The sequence below is a fragment of the Oligoflexus sp. genome (genome assembly GCF_035638955.1).
GTDB lineage: Bacteria > Bdellovibrionota_B > Oligoflexia > Oligoflexales > Oligoflexaceae > Oligoflexus.
In genome coordinates this window covers 1-17,196 of record NZ_DASQYZ010000385.1, presented here as the reverse complement: position 1 = coordinate 17,196, position 17,196 = coordinate 1, and the positions used below count along the sequence as shown (strand labels likewise).

General features: G+C 54.0%; 10 protein-coding genes and 1 pseudogene. 10 read left to right on the top strand and 1 reads right to left on the bottom strand.

What is annotated here, in order from left to right:
- The first annotated feature begins 212 nt into the window (after positions 1-212).
- The 3 genes from VE954_RS33345 (at position 213) to VE954_RS33335 (ending at position 2,450) form a co-directional block, all read left to right on the top strand.
- Complete coding sequence (locus VE954_RS33345) at positions 213-1,061, top strand: MnmC family methyltransferase (RefSeq protein WP_324961195.1); 849 nt, start codon at positions 213-215, stop codon at positions 1,059-1,061.
- A complete protein-coding gene (locus VE954_RS33340) occupies positions 1,052-1,945 on the top strand; it encodes an aldo/keto reductase (protein ID WP_324961193.1) in 894 nt (297 codons plus the stop codon). The genes VE954_RS33345 and VE954_RS33340 overlap by 10 nt, the downstream gene beginning before the upstream one ends.
- Before the next feature lie 118 nt (positions 1,946-2,063).
- Positions 2,064-2,450, top strand: coding sequence for a hypothetical protein (locus VE954_RS33335; RefSeq protein ID WP_324961190.1), 387 nt, complete (start codon positions 2,064-2,066; stop codon positions 2,448-2,450).
- A 65-nt stretch (positions 2,451-2,515) separates the two neighbouring features.
- Here VE954_RS33335 and VE954_RS33330 read toward each other — a convergent pair whose 3' ends face one another.
- Positions 2,516-4,102, bottom strand: coding sequence for an OmpP1/FadL family transporter (locus VE954_RS33330; protein WP_324961188.1), 1,587 nt, complete (start codon positions 4,100-4,102; stop codon positions 2,516-2,518).
- 234 nt (positions 4,103-4,336) lie between these two features.
- On the opposite strand from VE954_RS33330, the gene cueR reads away from it, so the two are divergent.
- From cueR to VE954_RS33295, 7 genes and pseudogenes are all read left to right on the top strand, one after another.
- Positions 4,337-4,744: a Cu(I)-responsive transcriptional regulator gene (cueR, locus tag VE954_RS33325; RefSeq protein WP_324961186.1), complete on the top strand. Its 408-nt coding sequence runs from the start codon at positions 4,337-4,339 to the stop codon at positions 4,742-4,744.
- 84 nt (positions 4,745-4,828) lie between these two features.
- A pseudogene (locus VE954_RS33320) lies at positions 4,829-7,000 on the top strand (heavy metal translocating P-type ATPase); the annotation flags it as partial.
- 128 nt (positions 7,001-7,128) lie between these two features.
- On the top strand, positions 7,129-9,417 hold the full coding sequence (locus tag VE954_RS33315) for a fatty acid cis/trans isomerase (protein WP_324961181.1): 2,289 nt from the start codon (positions 7,129-7,131) through the stop codon (positions 9,415-9,417).
- 103 nt (positions 9,418-9,520) lie between these two features.
- On the top strand, positions 9,521-11,560 hold the full coding sequence (locus VE954_RS33310) for a leucine-rich repeat domain-containing protein (protein WP_324961179.1): 2,040 nt from the start codon (positions 9,521-9,523) through the stop codon (positions 11,558-11,560).
- Positions 11,557-12,135, top strand: coding sequence for a hypothetical protein (locus VE954_RS33305; protein WP_324961176.1), 579 nt, complete (start codon positions 11,557-11,559; stop codon positions 12,133-12,135). The genes VE954_RS33310 and VE954_RS33305 overlap by 4 nt, the downstream gene beginning before the upstream one ends.
- 151 nt (positions 12,136-12,286) lie before the next feature.
- Positions 12,287-15,034 carry an Hpt domain-containing protein gene (locus VE954_RS33300; RefSeq protein WP_324961174.1) on the top strand — a complete coding sequence of 916 codons (2,748 nt, stop codon included), beginning with the start codon at positions 12,287-12,289 and terminating at the stop codon, positions 15,032-15,034.
- Positions 15,031-17,037, top strand: coding sequence for a 7TM-DISM domain-containing protein (locus VE954_RS33295; protein ID WP_324961172.1), 2,007 nt, complete (start codon positions 15,031-15,033; stop codon positions 17,035-17,037). Before VE954_RS33300 ends, VE954_RS33295 begins: the two co-directional genes overlap by 4 nt.
- Positions 17,038-17,196: the final 159 nt, after the last annotated feature.

Genomic DNA, 17,196 nt, shown 5'->3' with positions numbered 1-17,196 from the left:
GAGTTGCAAAATGAAGGCCGCCGCCAATCTGCAGAAACTACTGGAGGCCCCGGGCGGTTTGTTTAGGTTTTGGACGCAAGATCGTAAAATCCTGACAGAAAATTTTTCCTAGCGAAAGAATTTCCGGGACCTGGCTGGTAAATAATTCTTAAATTCCCCCGCATTTTGCGCTATGAATCGAGGTCTGAATTTCGTTTTACGGAAAGGTTGGCATGTCGTCTGAAAGCTTTGAATTGATCACGTTGAAGTCCGGACACACCAGTCTTCGCCTGATTTCCAATCAGGAAACGTTCCATCCTGTCATTGGTCCCGAAGCTGAGGCCCGCCTTCTGCATGTCGAGCAACAAAGACTAGTGGCCCGCAGTCAGGGAACCAGTCCCTTTATCGTTTGGGATGTCGGGCTGGGCGCCGCGGCCAACGCCGTGGCCACGCTGGAGGCTCTGTCCGCAGGACCCGCCACCGTTGAGTTACATAGTTTCGACCACACGTTGGCGCCGCTACAATTTGCCTGCGATCACAGTGAGCATCTTGCCTATATTCGTCCCTATCGGCTTATGATCCAACAGTTGATGCGGACGGGCCAGACCTCCATCGGACGCTTGCGCTGGTTTTTGCACTGCGCCGACTTTCGAGTCAGCCTCAGTCATCGGGATCTTCCGCCCCCGCACGCCATCCTTTATGATCCCTATTCTGCTGTCAGCAATCCCGAAATGTGGACCCTGGAACATTTCCAAAAGCTTCGTCGCGCTCTTCATGATGATCGCCCCTGCCTTCTGACCAACTACACGCGATCCACCGCCGTCCGCAGCACCTGGCTTTTGGCAGGATTCTATGTGGGCATCGGCGTCGGCATTGGGGAAAAGAATCAGACCACGATCGCGTCCAATCAACTGGAGCTTCTGGATCAGCCTTTACCCATCAGCTGGTTGAAACAGGTGGCCGCATCGCAAAATTCCAATCCCTTGCGGGAAGGTGGATCAGCCTATGGCCCGATGAGCGCCGAGGATTTTGAACAGTTGCGTCAGCATCCCCAATTTCAACCGAGGTCCCTATGCCCGTGAAACGCGTTGCGCTTTATCCCCAAGGTTTGGAAGTTTCAAGTCTGGTCTACGGCGCCTGGCGCCTATTCAATCCTCCGGTGCAGGGTCATGAGCCCACGGTGAAACGCCTCCTTGATCTCTGTCTGGAGCATGGCATCACGACCTTTGATCATGCCGATATCTATGGCTCGTATCGATGTGAAGAGTTGTTCGGACGGTGCCTGGCCCCTGCCCTGCGCCCGCGCGTGGAACTCATTTCCAAATGCGGCATTCGACTCGTCTCACCAGCAAGGCCGCATCATCGTTTGAAGTCGTATGACACCAGCGCCCTCCATATCAAGCAGTCCGTCGAACAAAGCCTTCGCAACTTACGCACCGACTATCTCGATCTGCTACTGATTCACCGGCCTGATCCTTTAATGGATGCCGATGCGGTGGCTGCAGCCGTCGATGACCTCAAGCAGGCCGGAAAAATTCGCGCCTTCGGAGTCTCCAACTTCTCGCCCGCACAATTCGATCTTTTACAATCCCGCTGCCCGGAACCGTTGGCCACCAATCAAATCGAAGCTCATCCTTTGCGCTCATCCATTTTCTTTGATGGCACTCTGGATCATGCCCAGCGCCTGCGCTACCGGCCCATGATCTGGTCGCCGCTGGCCGGGGGAAGGCTGGCCGCCCATCCAACTCTGGCCGAGGTTTTACGAAAACGTGCGGCTGAGCTTGGCTGTGGTGAGGAAGCGCTGGTCCTGGCCTGGTTGCAGCGTCACCCAGCAGGTCTTGTTCCGGTTATCGGGACAACCAACGAACAAAGACTGAGCTCCATGCTTGCGGTTGAGACCATTGCGATGGATTCAGAAACCTGGCATGAAATCCTGCAAGCCGGTATGGGGCAAGAGATTCCTTGACCCATGGACGAGCGGTCATAGCAATTTTTCGGAATCTGACTATCTGATCTTTCTTCTGGCTCGCGGCGAGCTGACCATGATACGGATGGGGTCCAACTTTTTGTTCGAGGGACCACCTATGCAAGCTTTTCTTCTCGCCGCCGCTTTAGCGAACCCAGCACCAGCCACTGAAGCCAAAACTATCCTGAAGGCCATCGATAATATCTGTGGTGATACTTGGTGCGAAGGTGACTTTAGCTACCGCTTCAACAAGGTCATCCTCAATCCAACCAACAAAAGCACCCGCGTGCTGTTTACGATGAGCATCAACGATGCCATCGAGATCGACGCGAACACGAGCATTGTGAAACAAAAGTTCGATGTCAGCTGCACGGTCACAGGTTATTCCACTTTTTCGGAAATCATGACTTCAAATGACAGCTTGAACTGGGATTTTTACACAGGTCTGGGTGATTGCATTCAGAAATTGGAAGGTCGTCTGTCGAAAGTGAATCGGGCGGAGTAAACCGAGGCTGAAGCCTGTCAAGCATAACGCTTGCCAGGCCATCATCAATTTTGACTCAAGAAAACTTAGATAACCCTGTTGTACTGAATCATCAGAGTTTGGGCTGAGACTTCATACTTGCCTGTGAGGTTACCCCGGCCCTGGGCCTCGGGATAGGCATCTTCTTTCAAATCCAGAGTTGGCGTGCGGAAATGAGCGTGCATGACGCCGGCATCAAAACTCCATGTCTCGGCTGCATAACGCATCCCGAGCGAGTAGAGGCGGCGGTTGTCGTCAGGACTCCGCGGTGAGCGCATTTCGTTCGTCGTAGGTGAATTGTCGTTACCGAGACCGGCGCGCAAGATGAAATATTCGTTCAACCGGTAGTCTGCGCCCAGGCCCACGTGCCAGACATCTTCCCAATTCAAACGAACAACGACATTGGGAAGGTCATCAGGATCTACGTTAAAGTCCTCGAGTTTCGACCAACGCGTGAGTGTTGCGCTGGCATAGATATTGGTTCCAGGGATGCCCTTGTAGACGGCTCCCAAGCCGATGATATCAGGGACCGGCAGATTCAGTTTTGCTTTGTGATCGGCACCAATGGCATTCACTCTCGCCTGGGCAGCTGACGTATCACCCGAGAGGGTGTAGTCACCTTCAGTCTTATGAACAACCTGGGACCGGTAAGACAAACCCAGGTCGACTTCAGGCGTTGCGCTATAGAGAATGCCAGCTGTAAAGCCAAGCGCCACATCGTTGCCTTCATATTCGGCGTAGACATCGTCTCGGCCCTCATTCGCCACCGTATACGCGGCCCCTGCACGTGTCAGCGTGTTGGCGACAATACCCGGTACGCTCGCTGGTGGCTGGCCGGCAATAGCACCCTGCACCGCGGCCTGAAACTGCTGGGCCAGCTGACTTCCATTGATCTGTGTCTGGGCCGCGGCAACTGCTGGAAAAAAGGCTGGATCGTTACCGCTTTGAGCGTAGGCACCCGCAGCCGTGAAGTAGTTCGCGACCAGCCCTGCCGCACTTCGAGCGGCCGTCGAATACTCTTGCGCCCCCAGGTTGCTCGCGCCTTCAATGAGGCCCCGTGCACTTTGAACTTGCACACCGACACCGATTTTCAGGTTATCCATGACCGCATAGCTTGCCGCCAGGTCGAAGTTAACGACCTCCAGCTCAGTCTTGGTGCCATGATAGCGACCAACCCAGTCCTTCCCATAATCAGTATTTGTGCCAAAGGGCACAGTGATCGACGCACCCGCCGTCAGCGCATCGTTCACTTGATAGCTTGCGTAGACGGACGGAAGGAAGGCGTTATCGGAAAAATCATCACTTTCAGTGGCCCCCATATTCGCAGCGGTGGCATCCACGCCAATCGTTGGAACCGTCCTATTGCCTTCCTTGAATTTCGCATTGGGACGAACGTACGCTCCGCCTACCGAAACATTTGTTCCCTTAAAAGCACCCAGGGCTGCCGGGTTGGAGAACATCGCCGAGATATCCGTGGTCCCTGCGACGTCAGACGCACCGGCGGTCCCGATGGAACTCGCGCTTTGCCCACGAATAGCAAAGCCTGCACCAAAAGCCTTTTGCCCGCACAGAGCCAGAAGAAGCCCTGGAACCACCCAACCTGTATACGACCGCTGACCGACAGAAAACTGCATGGGAAACTCCTTCTTACACCGACCTATCATCAATGCTGTCCAATTAATCAACCAGACGCCAACATATAGAAGAATGATAATTTAAGGAATCATTCTCTCTGATTCTCTACACTTCGGAGATACTTGGTAAAAGATAAAAATTCCCTTCCAGACGGTCTTCCGCTTGACTTTCCCACGATGGGAAGGTTGATAATAAGCTGCCTTGGACAGGAAACAGGAGCAGGATGTCATCATATGAATATTGGAGAAGCAGCCAAAGCAGCTGGCGTGAACGCCAAATTTATTCGCCATTACGAGTCGCGGGGGATTATCCCTAAAGTTTCACGTACCGAATCGGGCTATCGGATTTATTCGGAAAACGATGTGCATATCCTAACCTTTGTCAAACACGCCCGGAGCCTGGGTTTTTCCCTGCCCGAGATCAAAAAATTAGTGAGCCTCTGGCGCAACAAGACGCGTAAAAGCGAGGACGTAAAAACCATCACGACTCACCATATTGAAGCCTTAAATGCCAAAATCCGTGAGCTGGAAACCATCCGCGCAGCCCTCGAGGACCTGGCGACTCACTGTCATGGTGATGATCGTCCCGACTGCCCCATACTGGAAAACTTCGCCAACAAGGGTTCTGAAAATCGCAAATAATTATGGAGTTACAGGTGGTTATAATTTCCTCTTGACCTTCCCATCATGGGAAGGCCGATGGTAACTCAGAGAATGAAGGAGGAACCCATGCAAAAATCAACTGTGGATATCGCCATCGAAGGGATGACCTGCGCATCCTGTGTGAAACGAGTGGAAAAAGCGCTCCATAAAGTTCCCGGAGTCAGTCAAGCCGTGGTGAATCTCGCCACGGAAAAAGCTCATATCGAATGGGGGGCCGACGGCGGTTCTCCCGATAGCCTCTTCGCAGCCGTGGAAAAAGCGGGATATAAAGCGCACGTGGTCAGTGAAAAGCCGGTCCCGGTCTCACTGGACCATGAGCGAACCCTGCTGGCCGTGGCCATAATCCTGACCTTGCCTCTGGTCGTGCCCATGCTGCTCGAACCCTTCGGCTGGCATGTGATGCTGCCCGGCTGGCTGCAGCTGGCCCTCACCATCCCGCTTCAGTTCGTCCTGGGCGCGCGTTTTTATGTTTCCGGATGGAAAGCGGTCAAGGCGCGATCAGGAAATATGGATCTGCTTGTAGCCCTTGGCACCAGCGCTGCCTTTGGCCTGAGCGTTTATCAACTTATCAAAGGTGGACCCTTGTACTTCGAAAGCTCGGCCGTGATCATTACGCTCGTGCGGCTTGGAAAATACTGGGAAACCCGCGCGAAACAACAAACGACAGCAGCCATCAAAGCCTTGGAAGCCCTGCGACCTGACCGGGCCCGTGTGCGGCGCGAGGGTCAGGAAATCGAGGTGCCGATGGCCAGTGTGGTCCTCGGGGATCATGTTCTGGTACGACCCGGTGAAAAAATTCCGGTCGATGGTCAGGTGATCGAAGGCGCCAGCCAGGTCGACGAATCGATGATAACCGGCGAAAGTCTGCCCGTTCTGCGCCGCGAAGGTGACAAAGTGACTGGAGGTGCCCTCAATACCGATGGACTTTTGGTGATTGAAACGCAGGCGCTGGGTTCGGAGACCACGCTGGCTCGCATCATTCGACTCGTTGAGACAGCGCAGACGGAAAAGGCCCCAATTCAAAGGCTGGTCGATCAGGTGAGTGCGATCTTTGTGCCGGCGGTTCTGGTGCTTGCCCTGGTCACGTTGGTCGGTTGGATCCTGAGCGGCGCCAGCTGGGAAACTGCGATCATTCATGCCGTCGCCGTGCTGGTTATCGCGTGTCCCTGTGCGCTGGGTCTGGCCACGCCGACGTCCATGATGGTCGGGACCGGCCTGGCCGCGCGTCATGGCATTCTCATCAAGGATGCCGAAACCCTGGAAATTGCGCATGAAGTGAAGACGCTGGCCTTTGATAAAACGGGAACGCTTACGGAAGGGCGCCCGACCCTAACCGAGATTTATGCCGTCGACCAGGATCGTTCCCGTCTGCTTCGGCTCGCCGCAGCGGTTCAGCTGGGCAGCGAACATCCCCTGGCGCGATCCGTGGTGGCCCAGGCCAAAGCAGAAGGTCTAGCCGTGCCGGCAGCACGGGCTATGCGCGTGGTCGCTGGTCATGGCGTGGAAGGTGAGGTCGACAACCATGAGATCATCATTGGAACAGCCCGCTATCTGGAAACCTTTCAGATTCGAGTTGACGCCGTGGCATCCGTGGTTCACGGCTGGCATCAGCAGGGGCAGACCGTCTCTTATATTGCCGATAAAAAAACCGGGACCCTGCTCGGTTGCCTGGCCTTCAGCGATCCTTTGAAAGCGGATGCCAAGGCCACGATCGAGGCCTTGCATGCCGCAGGATTGCAAACCGTCCTGATTACGGGTGACAATCGCAGGAGTGCCGAGAGCGTGGCACAAAAACTTGGAATTCAAAAAGTTTTTGCAGAGGTTCTGCCTGCGGACAAGGCCCGATTGATCAAGGAACTCAAGAGCCAAGGACATAAGGTTGCGATGGTTGGGGATGGCATCAATGATGCGCCCGCGCTGGCCGCTGCGGATGTCGGCATAGCCATGGCCACCGGCACTGATGTGGCGATGCACACAGCGGGGATCACCCTGATGCGCGGTCAGCCCCTCTTGATTCCGGATGCTCTGATGATTTCCCGCAAGACCTATCACAAGATTCGGCAGAATCTTTTTTGGGCCTTCATTTATAACGCTTTAGGCATTCCCCTCGCCGCCCTCGGTTATCTGAGCCCGATGATCGCCGGAGCCGCGATGGCCTTCAGCAGTGTAAGCGTGGTCACCAATGCCCTGCTCTTGAAACGGTGGCGCCCAGCGTCGGTATCGAAACGTTCGTGACCGGCCTTGGTATCGAAAAATGCCGTGACCGACCTCGGTATCGAAATCACCAGGGCTGGCCTTGGTATCGAAAAATGCGCAAATATGCTACTTTAGACCGAAGTCTCTGCCACAGGAGGTCGGGCTGAATGGGATTTCGTTCGGTGTTTTTGATGGTCCTGATCACGGCCTGTACCTCTTCAAAACCGGCAGTTGTCACCCACCTGCCGGAGACCACTTCTCTCGATCAGGACCAGTTTTATTTCAAAAGTGTCAAACCCATCCTCGATAAACGCTGTGTGACTTGCCACTCGTGTTACACAGCGCCTTGTCAGCTGAATCTGGCCCATATCGAAGGCATGCGTCGCGGCGCCACGAAAAATCGCCTCTATGATGGGACGCGCATCGCCGCCGCCGAACCCACCCGACTCTTCATCGATGCCCATTCCGCCATCGATTGGATGCAGAACAAGGACTTTTTCCCTGTCGCGCGCCATACCCTGGATAAGCTTTCCATCACCGAATCCTCCATCATCCAAAGAGCCGCGCATCCCCTTCCGGTGAAAACGGCCTCGAAGGACATGCATGCGTGTCCGGCCGATCTCGAGGAATTTCAGGCCTGGCAGAAAAAATTTCCCGAAGCGGGTATGCCTTATGGTTTTCCGCCGCTTGCCCCTCACGAAATCAAGATCATCACCCAGTGGCTGGCCAGCGGCTACCCCAAGCTCACAGCCACGCGTCAGCAGCAGCTGAGTCAACCCTCCAAGCCAGCGCCTTTGATTCGCTGGGAAAAACTTTGGAACCAGCCGGATCCCAGGCACCGCCTTGTGGCTCGCTATATCTTTGAACATCTTTTTTTAGGTCATCTGCAGCTGCCCGAGTTGCCGGGTGAATTTTTTCGGATCGTGCGTTCCCGAACGCCGGCGCCGCAGCCTATTTCTGTCATCGCCACGACCTGGCCGTTTGATGCACCGGGTCATGACCCTTTTTATTACCGCCTGCAAAAGGTCGAGGAAACCCTGACCTTGAAAAACCATTTGATCTATCCGCTCTCGCAGGATACCTGGAAGCGGTGGCACGAACTCTTTTATGATGAACCCTGGACGCTGGGAGCAGAGCATTACCCCAGCTACGAAACTCATGTGGCCGCCAATCCCTTCCTTGCCTTTCAAGCCATCCCGGCGGAAAGCCGTTACCGGTTTTTGCTGGATCATTCGCTGTTCTTCGTCAGTGCCTTCATCAAGGGCCCGGTCTGCGAAGGTCCCATTGCCGTGAACGTTATCGACGAACACTTTTATATTTTCTTCCTGGCCCCTCGGGAGGATCTGGCCCAGCAAAGCCCTGGATTTTTGGAACGCGCGGCCCAGGATCTGGCGTTGCCTGCAGCTGGTAAGAACAACCCTCTGTCCAGTGTCTATGTGAAATACAAGGCGTCCCAACTGGCTTTCGTTGCGCAAAGGCAGAAGCTATTTGCTGCGAGCTTTCCCAAAGGGCTCGAACTGAATGATATCTGGGACGGTGATGATCACAATCCCCAGGCTGTGCTGACCGTGTTTCGTCATTTTGATAACGCATCCGTCAGCGCTGGGGCGCTGGGGCGCACTCCCAAGACGATTTGGGTCATGGATTACCCTATCTTTGAACGGATGTATTATCTCCTCGCGTCAGGCTTTGATGTCTTTGGCAATGTCTTCCATCAATCCGCCACGCGCATGTATATGGATAACCTGCGTGTGGAATCCGAGGATCTCTTTTTGTCCTTTCTGCCGAAAAAAGGTCGGGAAAAGCTGCGAGCTTCCTGGTATCGGGGTCTGGCCGCTCAGGAGCTGATGAAATACCTGAATCCTTATGGAGGGGTTCCCGCTTCCAGTTTGATTCCCTATTACACGGCCGATCCCAAGCAGGAGTTTGTGCAATACGTCCTGCAGCAACATTTCAACGCTCGGGTTCGTGGGGCTGCCCAGGCTCGCAACCTGCCACCCACGGATCAGGTCCTGGTGCATCTGACAGCCAAACCGGGCGCTCACTTCGCACCTTTGCCGGACCTGAGTTTCCTATTGGTTCAGGGACGCGATCGCAAGGATCGACTCTATAGCCTCATTCATCACAAAGAGCATTTGAATGTCAGCTTCATGTTTGGTGAAGACGGGCGCCTGGTGCCGCAAGAGAATCGGCTGGAAGTTTTGCCAGGGGTTTATGGAGCCTTCCCCAATTTCTTTTTGAAGGTGCGTGAAGAGGAACTCCTGGCCTTTGTGAATGACACCCTGCAGCTCCAGCCGAGCCGTCCGGAGCGGCTGAAGGATTGGATCCAACGTTACGGGATAAGCCGTCAGGACCCCCGGTTTTGGCAGCATTACGATCGATTCCAGGAATTCAGCGACCAGGACCGAAAGGACGCGCGGGGTATCCTCGACCTCAGCAAATATGAGCTTTGGTAAGCTGGTCAAAGCATTGGACAAGCTTGGGCAATTTCAAGTTTTACCGCGCTTCAGCCGATAGGGAAGGATACAGAGTTTCCATACCTAGAGGTCACGAAGTCTTATGCCAGGACCATGGTTACATGCGCTTATCGCGTGGATGTTGCTGCTTTTGCTGGGCGCTTGCCAGCAGAGTGTGCAATCCAATCGCGGTGTGGCTGCCAGCCGGGTTCGGAGCGCTACGGATGCCAAAAATGGTGTGGAGACGAAGGAAATCGGTCCCGCCACGGAAAGCGCGTTCCTGGCCTTCGCCCAACTCTGTGAGAATCAACAGAACCCCGAACTCATCTATACCGTTAAAATCCTGAAAGCTCATTCCTCCAGCACCAGCTGCGAAGGTCTCTTTGCTTATCTGGCTACGGTAAGCGATCTGAGTCTGGTGGAAAGCGGAATTCGCGATATCAACCTCTTGCGTTTTGCACCCTCGCTCGTACGTCTGGACCTGCGCGGCAACAGCATTATTGATCTTGATGCCCTGCAGTATCTGAAAAATCTGCGCTATCTGGATGTCTCGGGAAACCAGATCAGCAACATCAGCCCTCTCAGTTTTCTGACCCAGCTCGTGGAGCTCGGATGCTCCGAAAATACGATTACCGACATCAGTGCCCTCCAAGGGATGACGCAGCTTCAACTCTTAAAAGCTTCGAAAAATCTCATCACCAGCGTGGAGCCGCTGGCGCCCCTCAAAAATTTGCAGTTCGCGAGTCTTCACAATAATAAGATTACCCAGCTGCAAAGCGTGGCCGGGCTCACCAAACTGATCCATCTCAATATCCATAATAATCCTGACCTTGCTGATCCCAGCCCCATAAAAAGCCTGACGCAACTCCAGGTCCTGGACCTGCAGGGCACCAAAGTCAAAGACTATAGTTTCCTGGCGCAAACCCCGCGCCTGGTCGAACTGCATATTCTGGGCGGCCCTTTTACGGGTTTGGAAAATATCAGCCTTTTGAAGAATTTGGAAGTTCTGGAAATTGCCAACCAGGTTGGACCCGGCGAAAATCCGAACACAGCACCTGTTCTGGATTATAGTTTTCTGCAGAATCTGCCGCGTCTAGCCTCACTCGAGATCGCTGATTTCAACGTCAGTGATATCAGTTTTCTGGCGCCGGTCAAGAGCCTCACACAACTCAATTTGTTTACATCACCTCTCAGCAATCCCGAGATTCTGGGCCAGCTGACTCAATTGAAGCAGCTCACGCTCCTGGGCAATCTTATTTCCGACGGTCAGTTCCTAACCAATCTCAAAAGTCTTGAAAAGCTGGAAGTTCCCTTTGGAAGTCTCAGCAGCCTTGGATTCATCACCGGGACTCCCGCTCTGGTGGAACTCGATATCTCCGGCAATACGCTTACGGATCTGACCCCACTGGCCCAGGCCACAAAGCTGCAGGTCCTGCGCATGGATAGTCTGAATGCCACGAGCCTGGCACCGTTGGCTGGCCTCACGCAGTTGACGTCGCTCATTGCCGTCAGCAATAGTTTTAGCGATCTGAAGCCACTTTCGGAACTGACGAAATTGGAAAAATTGAATCTTGGTTCCAATCGCGTCGCCTTGAGCCTCGACCCTCTGGTGAAGCTGCAAAAGCTTCAGGAGCTGAATCTCAACCTGGCACCATCGGTAAATCTGAAAGGTTTGGAAACGCTTAAATCCTTGCGTCTGCTCACAGCCTCAGGGATCAGGATGAGCGACTGCTCAGCCCTCGCGCCGCTGAATCAATTGATTCAGTTGGACCTCAGCCGCAATGCATTAAGCGATGCGAGCTGTCTCAACGACCTTCAAAATCTCCAGATTCTCAATATCAGCGATAATCCCGGCCTGACCAGCCTGGCTGGTTTGCAAAAAATGGAACGCATCCATACCTTGCAGTTCAACACCACAGCTGTCAAGGACCTGGAGCCATTGCGCAACAAGGTGCTCCTGAATTCGCTACTACTGAAGAATACGGCGGTCATGTCGATTGAACCGTTGGCTCAGCTGACCCGATTGGAAATTCTGGATATCACCGGCAGTCAACTGGCGAACCTGATGGATCGCTCGCAGGCCGGCTGTCAGAAGCAGCAAAAGAGTCGAGCCGGCCAAAAATACTGTGAGCAAAAGCCATGAAATATCTTAATTTAGCCCTTATTGCCATGATGCTGTCTGCCTGTAATCCCGTCATGAAGACCTTCATTGCCTCGAAAAAAGATGATGATGGCAACGCAAAAAAATCCACTGAGTCCGATGCTGATGCGGAACGCGTCGACGTGCCCACCAACATCGCGGGTTCCTATCTGATGTGCTCCTTGCGCAAGGATGCAACGGCAACTGACGTCAGCACTGAATACGGTTGTCGCCTGAACGAAGCGGGCACGATGACGAAGCTCGATTTGAGCACAACGCAAAATCGCATCCAATGGCAGAGCAACCTTCCCGTTGGTGTGGTCATCGCTTCCAATCCCAGCAACTCTGTCTGGCATGCCCTCTACACAATCTCGGCCGCTGATTTGCCAGCCTTACGCGAACGGGTCGCGCAGCTGCAGGTTCAGGTGCAATGGACGCTAGCCAGCGGATCGGTGCTCACAACCTTCAAAGACCAGAAGCTGGTGGAAATTTTGCAACCGGCTGATGCGGCTGGCGATACGTCAGCTCCCATTCTGCAGGGACCGGGCCTCGATCCCAGCGATCCAGGCACGCTCTAAACCTCTTACGCCTTGGTCATAATCACGTCATAACATATTGCTATTTCAGGCGAAATAAACCTCTTTCCAAACCAGGATAAGAGGTTTCCGCACAAGATATCGATACGTGAACAGTCGAAATCCATGGACGACGTTTGCTGTATTGGATGCTATGCGCAGTTTTCTCACTATCCTGCTGCTTTTCTTCCTCGTCAGGGAAGATGCGTGGGCCATCACCGAAATTAAGCTGGTGCAGGGCACGGCCACCCTTCCGGGCGACAGCAAGGTCCTCTTTAAAATCGTCGGCGAAGCGGAGATGGTATGGGACGCGCTGCTCACACCTCAGGAATTCGAACAGCGAAAAACTGAGGCCGTCCTGGTGCCGTTTCCAGCGATATGGAGCGGTCTTGAACATTTGGGTGTGCAACGCAAGGGCAAGGCTACCTATCGTCTCAGCCTGCATATACCTGAAGCTCTGATTGGCGTTCCACTGGGCATGTGGCTGCCGCGAACTTTGGGTCCGGCGACGATCTGGCTGAACGAACGCATGATGATTCACCATGACTTCGGTCCGGATGGGTCCGAACCCTGGGATCGGAATCCGGGTCATAACCGAATTTATTTTACGCCCCAGGACGCCCAGCAACAGATCATCATCCAGACCACGAATTGGCATGTCCACACCGGTGGATTCCTCGATCGTTTTCTGATCGGTCGTGCCGAAGAAATACAATCCATCAGTCTCACGCTGATGGCCTTTGATTTTTTGGTTTTTGGCCTTCTGGTGTTCTCGTCCATTTATCACCTCTGGCTCTTTACCTTCCGCCGTAAATTTGTGGCCTATCGCGATCTCGGCCTGTTTTTCATGCTGGTCGTCATCCGGCTCCTTTGCACCGGATCTTCGCATTGGCTCTCCGAACTCGGCTGGAACGAAATGCTGATCTATAAAATTGGCTGGGTGAGCTTTTACAGCATCATCCTTGTCGGTGTGCAAATGCTGCGCTCGATTTATCCCGTGGATACGCCAGCGATCTTCGTTAAGGTCGTACGAGCCGTCTGCCTGACAGCTGTCTGCGTTGTTGTCATCTCGCCCCTGAGCACATCGCAGCTGCTCCTCGCCCCGATGCAAATTTTTACCGTACTGCTCGTGGCACCCGTTCTTTGGATCCTTTTTCTTGCCTATCGCAACAGGCGGCCGGGCACCCTGGTGCTCCTGCCCGCCACAGCCCTGCTCATGATCATGGCGGTGGTCGAGATTTATAATGCGGTGAACCGGATCGATCAGAATTACAGTCTTCTAGGTCTTGGTGTTCTGCTCTTCTCGCTGGGCGCATCGGTCTCGCAGTCTCTCAACTTCGACCGGACCTTTCACATGGTGGAACGGCAAACCCGGGGTATCGACAATCTCAACCGCAAGCTGCGCAAACAGGCCGAATTTCTGGAACGGCGCATTCACCAGACCACCGAAGAGATGGCCACACTCCTGCACAACCTGCCGGAAGGTGTGCTTTTGATCGAGGAAGATGAGGGTCGGTTGCGCATCGGCTCCTATCTTTCGCAATCCACCAAGCACATACTGGGGGGCGCCGAGGTCATCACATGGTCCGTGATGAAGCATTTCCTGGAGCAAACCAATTTGGATTCCGACCAGCGGGCGCAGCTTGAAGCCACGCTGCAGGCCATCCTGGGTGATGATGCGATCAGCTTCGAGCTCAATGCTGAAAATTTACCGCAGGAACTGCGCAAGGCCCATGATCAGGGCACGCAGACCTTCCTGTGCGCCTGGGCTCCCGTTATTCTGGATGGTTCCATTCATTCGGTGCTGCTCGTCCTCGTGGATGTTTCGTCCGAGCGATCCATCTACCATCAATTTGAATTGGATCAGCAGATCTTTGACCGGATAGTGCAGCTGCTGGCGACCGACCCCGATAATCTTATGATTTTCATGCATGAGGCGCAGCATATTATGAAGCGTCTCAACTCTCAGCATAACGAAACGGATCAGCGTCAGGCACGACTGCTTCGTGAGCTGCACACCCTGAAGGGACTGGCTCGCAGTTTTGGTCTGACCAGCCTCGCTCGAACCGCGCATGATATGGAAGATCGTCTTTTGCGCCAACCGACAAGTGGCCTGGAGCCTCTTTTTGCCGTCTGGGAATCGCATCGACAAACCCTGAATACGCTCGGCTTGGACACGCAGCATCTGCCCACGCGCGAACGGGATGAAGACCTGCTTCTGGTTTGCGGCCAGCAGCTTCTGGCCCGACCCGAGTCGCCCAGTGAACCCTGGCTTTCGGCGTGGCACGCCTATGTGCAATCGCTTTTTATTCGAACCGATACGCTGATCCACTCCTTACAGGACGGCATGGCTTCCGTCGCGGCGCAACTCGGTAAACCCGCGCCCCTGATCACCATTGAAGGGGGTGAAATTGGGATTCGGCGCACGATTCATGGCAAGCTTTTGGGTGGTCTGAATCATATCCTCCGCAATGCCCTGGATCATGGCCTGGAAAGTCCTGACGAGCGGCGTGCCCAAAACAAGGCCGAGCAGGGTTCGATTCTGGTCAGGATTCAGTATCGGGAAAAAATTCTGATCGAAGTGCATGATGATGGCCGCGGGCTCAACCTGAATCGCATTCATGCGCGGGCTGTGGAAAAAGGCCTGATTATGGCCGAACATCAACTGAGTGATGAAGAGATTGCGCAATTTGTCTTCGCACCTGGTTTTTCCACCAAGAGCGAGGTCAATGATATTTCCGGCCGCGGCATCGGCATGGATGCGGTGCAGGCCGCCATTCATCAGATGGGCGGACAAATCCGCATTGTGTGGCGCAGTCGAAAGAATGAACAAGGTTTTCGAGAAGGGATGTGGTGTATTCTGCTGCCGCGACGCTTCGGTTTTCATGAGGTGTCCTTATGAAGATCCTGATGGCGCTGATGCTTCTTCTTCTGAGCCCGATCCAGGCTTCGGCTGCCCCACTCTCCACTTTTGCGTGGAATGAGGCAGAATCGAATGAAGGACTGCGTATTGAAGGCCCGATCTCCTGGAATCCGTCCTCCTGTGATTTCACGGCAGCCGATCAGCAGGTGCATGATTTCCCGGTTTTTTCTTATAAAGGTCCATCCGGCAAAACACGAAGCGAGACGTCAGGAGCCTACTGCATTCAAGTTCGCGTGCCATCCGGAATGTTAGGGCAGACCTTGCACATCAGCATGATTCGAGTTTTCGGTGATGCCGAGCTTCTCATCAACGGCGCACGCGTCTGGCATCAGGATGCCACCACCGGCCCCAAACGTCTCATGTTTTTGCATCACGTCACCCATGATGTGATGCAAATGGAATTGCGCCTGCAATGCAATCAAGCTCCAGCCTGCGGTCTCCGAGGTGCGCTTCATATCAAGGATCAGCGTCAAGGCACGCGTTCCGATCTGCTTCATTATTCCTTTGACCTGCTGGCGGTGACCGGTATTCTCGCCTGCTTTTTCTATCATCTGATTTTTGCGTTTCTCCGGCGTCGGTCCAGTATTGCCCTCTTTTTGTCGATCAATGCCGTGGCCCTGATCGCACGTTTGATTCTGTCCGGCCAGGGGCAGCTGCACTACTTTGCCCTGCCCCATGAATCCTGGTACTGGCGCCTGGAAACCCTGGCTGTTTTGGTGCTGCTACCCTCCACGATCAGCCTGGTTCGCTCGGTCTTTGAGCAGGAAACGCCGGAGTTCCTATCGATTCTGGGATGGGTCATCGGCATCACCGGCAGTGTCTTCCTTTTCCTTGACGCCCGGATTTTTCTTTTTCTCCTGAGTCTCATCTATCTGCTGCTGGGGCTCATCATCTATACGTATATCGTCGTCATCACGAAAGGTCTCAGGCGGAGACGTTCAGGCGCTATCATTTTCGTGGTCTGTGCCCTAACCACTCTTGCTTCGACTGTTTTTGAAGTCCTGAATGTCCGCCTTAACGTCGAGATGCACACAGCCATGCAGCCCATGAGTTATCTGGCCACCATGATTTTTCAATCCGTTTTGCTAGCGACCCGCATTACCGATGCCTATGCCCTGGCCGAGCATCAGGAAATGGAGATCAAAAGCCTCAAGGACCAACTCGAGGTTGAGATTCGAAGTCTGGATCAGAAGATTCTCGAACGCACGACCGAGCTTCGCACCATATTTCAATCGATCTCCACCGGCATCCTATGGATCAGTTGGAATGAACAGGGCGCGCTCAACATCAGCAGTGAATATTCCGCCCATCTCCGGCATACGATTGGCTTTGACGTTCAGGCCTGGCACGAGATGCATTTCTTTTTACGGCGGATGCGGCTCCAGGGCCTCCCTGGCAGCGGCAAGGACTTGGCCCAGTGGTTTCAGGTGCAGATGCAGGACAAGGACGCGTTGGACCATGCCCTGGAAAAGCTTCTGGGCGGATTGAAAGTGTTTGATGATCTCGATCAAGTCAAACATTTGAAATTCAAATGGGTCCCCATCATTCAAAATGAACGGGTCATGGAACTGTTTCTTTTCGTTTTTGATGTCTCCCTTTCCATCGAAATGCAGGACCTCGCACTTTATAAAACCATGGAGATCGAGGCCCTTCAGGAACTGACCACCTTGCGCCCCGAACGAGTGGAAGAATTCCATCAGATCTTTACCGATTCCAGTAGGACCGCCATTCGCGAGTTTGCCGCGACGCATCAGCTTCGTCAGCTGGAGCACTCCCTGGATCATCTGCACAGTGAGGCGCACCTCACTCAATTCATGCAGGCCTATGGCCGGGTCCTGGCTCTGCTCGCCGAACGTCACCTGCGGGCCAGGCAGCAGAAGCCCTTTGACCACAATCATTTCCTTCACATGCCGGATTGGCAAAACCTGCCTGTCGACGCGCGCGCCGTGTTTCAGGAACTTTTCAAACCGCGTGGCCGATAGGGAGCGATACCCGTCGGCCATGCGGAATGTGTCAGCATTTTTGGGACAGCGCTAAAGAAAGTTTAAGAAACTTTTCTACCCGAGTACGAACACGGACTGTCGCGTGACTGGGATATTGATTCCAACTCGATCCTGTGGAATCGCAAGCTTGGGACCGCG

What these genes read in the sequence shown, in the direction of transcription:
- VE954_RS33340 (WP_324961193.1), top strand. Translation starts at nt 1,052, where the DNA reads ATGCCCGTGAAACGCGTTGCGCTTTATCCCCAAGGTTTGGAAGTTTCA.
- VE954_RS33335 (WP_324961190.1), top strand. Translation starts at nt 2,064, where the DNA reads ATGCAAGCTTTTCTTCTCGCCGCCGCTTTAGCGAACCCAGCACCAGCC.
- VE954_RS33295 (WP_324961172.1), top strand. Translation starts at nt 15,031, where the DNA reads ATGAAGATCCTGATGGCGCTGATGCTTCTTCTTCTGAGCCCGATCCAG.
- VE954_RS33305 (WP_324961176.1), top strand. Translation starts at nt 11,557, where the DNA reads ATGAAATATCTTAATTTAGCCCTTATTGCCATGATGCTGTCTGCCTGT.
- VE954_RS33330 (WP_324961188.1), bottom strand. Translation starts at nt 4,102, where the DNA reads ATGCAGTTTTCTGTCGGTCAGCGGTCGTATACAGGTTGGGTGGTTCCA.
- VE954_RS33310 (WP_324961179.1), top strand. Translation starts at nt 9,521, where the DNA reads ATGCCAGGACCATGGTTACATGCGCTTATCGCGTGGATGTTGCTGCTT.
- VE954_RS33315 (WP_324961181.1), top strand. Translation starts at nt 7,129, where the DNA reads ATGGGATTTCGTTCGGTGTTTTTGATGGTCCTGATCACGGCCTGTACC.
- cueR (WP_324961186.1), top strand. Translation starts at nt 4,337, where the DNA reads ATGAATATTGGAGAAGCAGCCAAAGCAGCTGGCGTGAACGCCAAATTT.
- VE954_RS33300 (WP_324961174.1), top strand. Translation starts at nt 12,287, where the DNA reads ATGCGCAGTTTTCTCACTATCCTGCTGCTTTTCTTCCTCGTCAGGGAA.
- VE954_RS33345 (WP_324961195.1), top strand. Translation starts at nt 213, where the DNA reads ATGTCGTCTGAAAGCTTTGAATTGATCACGTTGAAGTCCGGACACACC.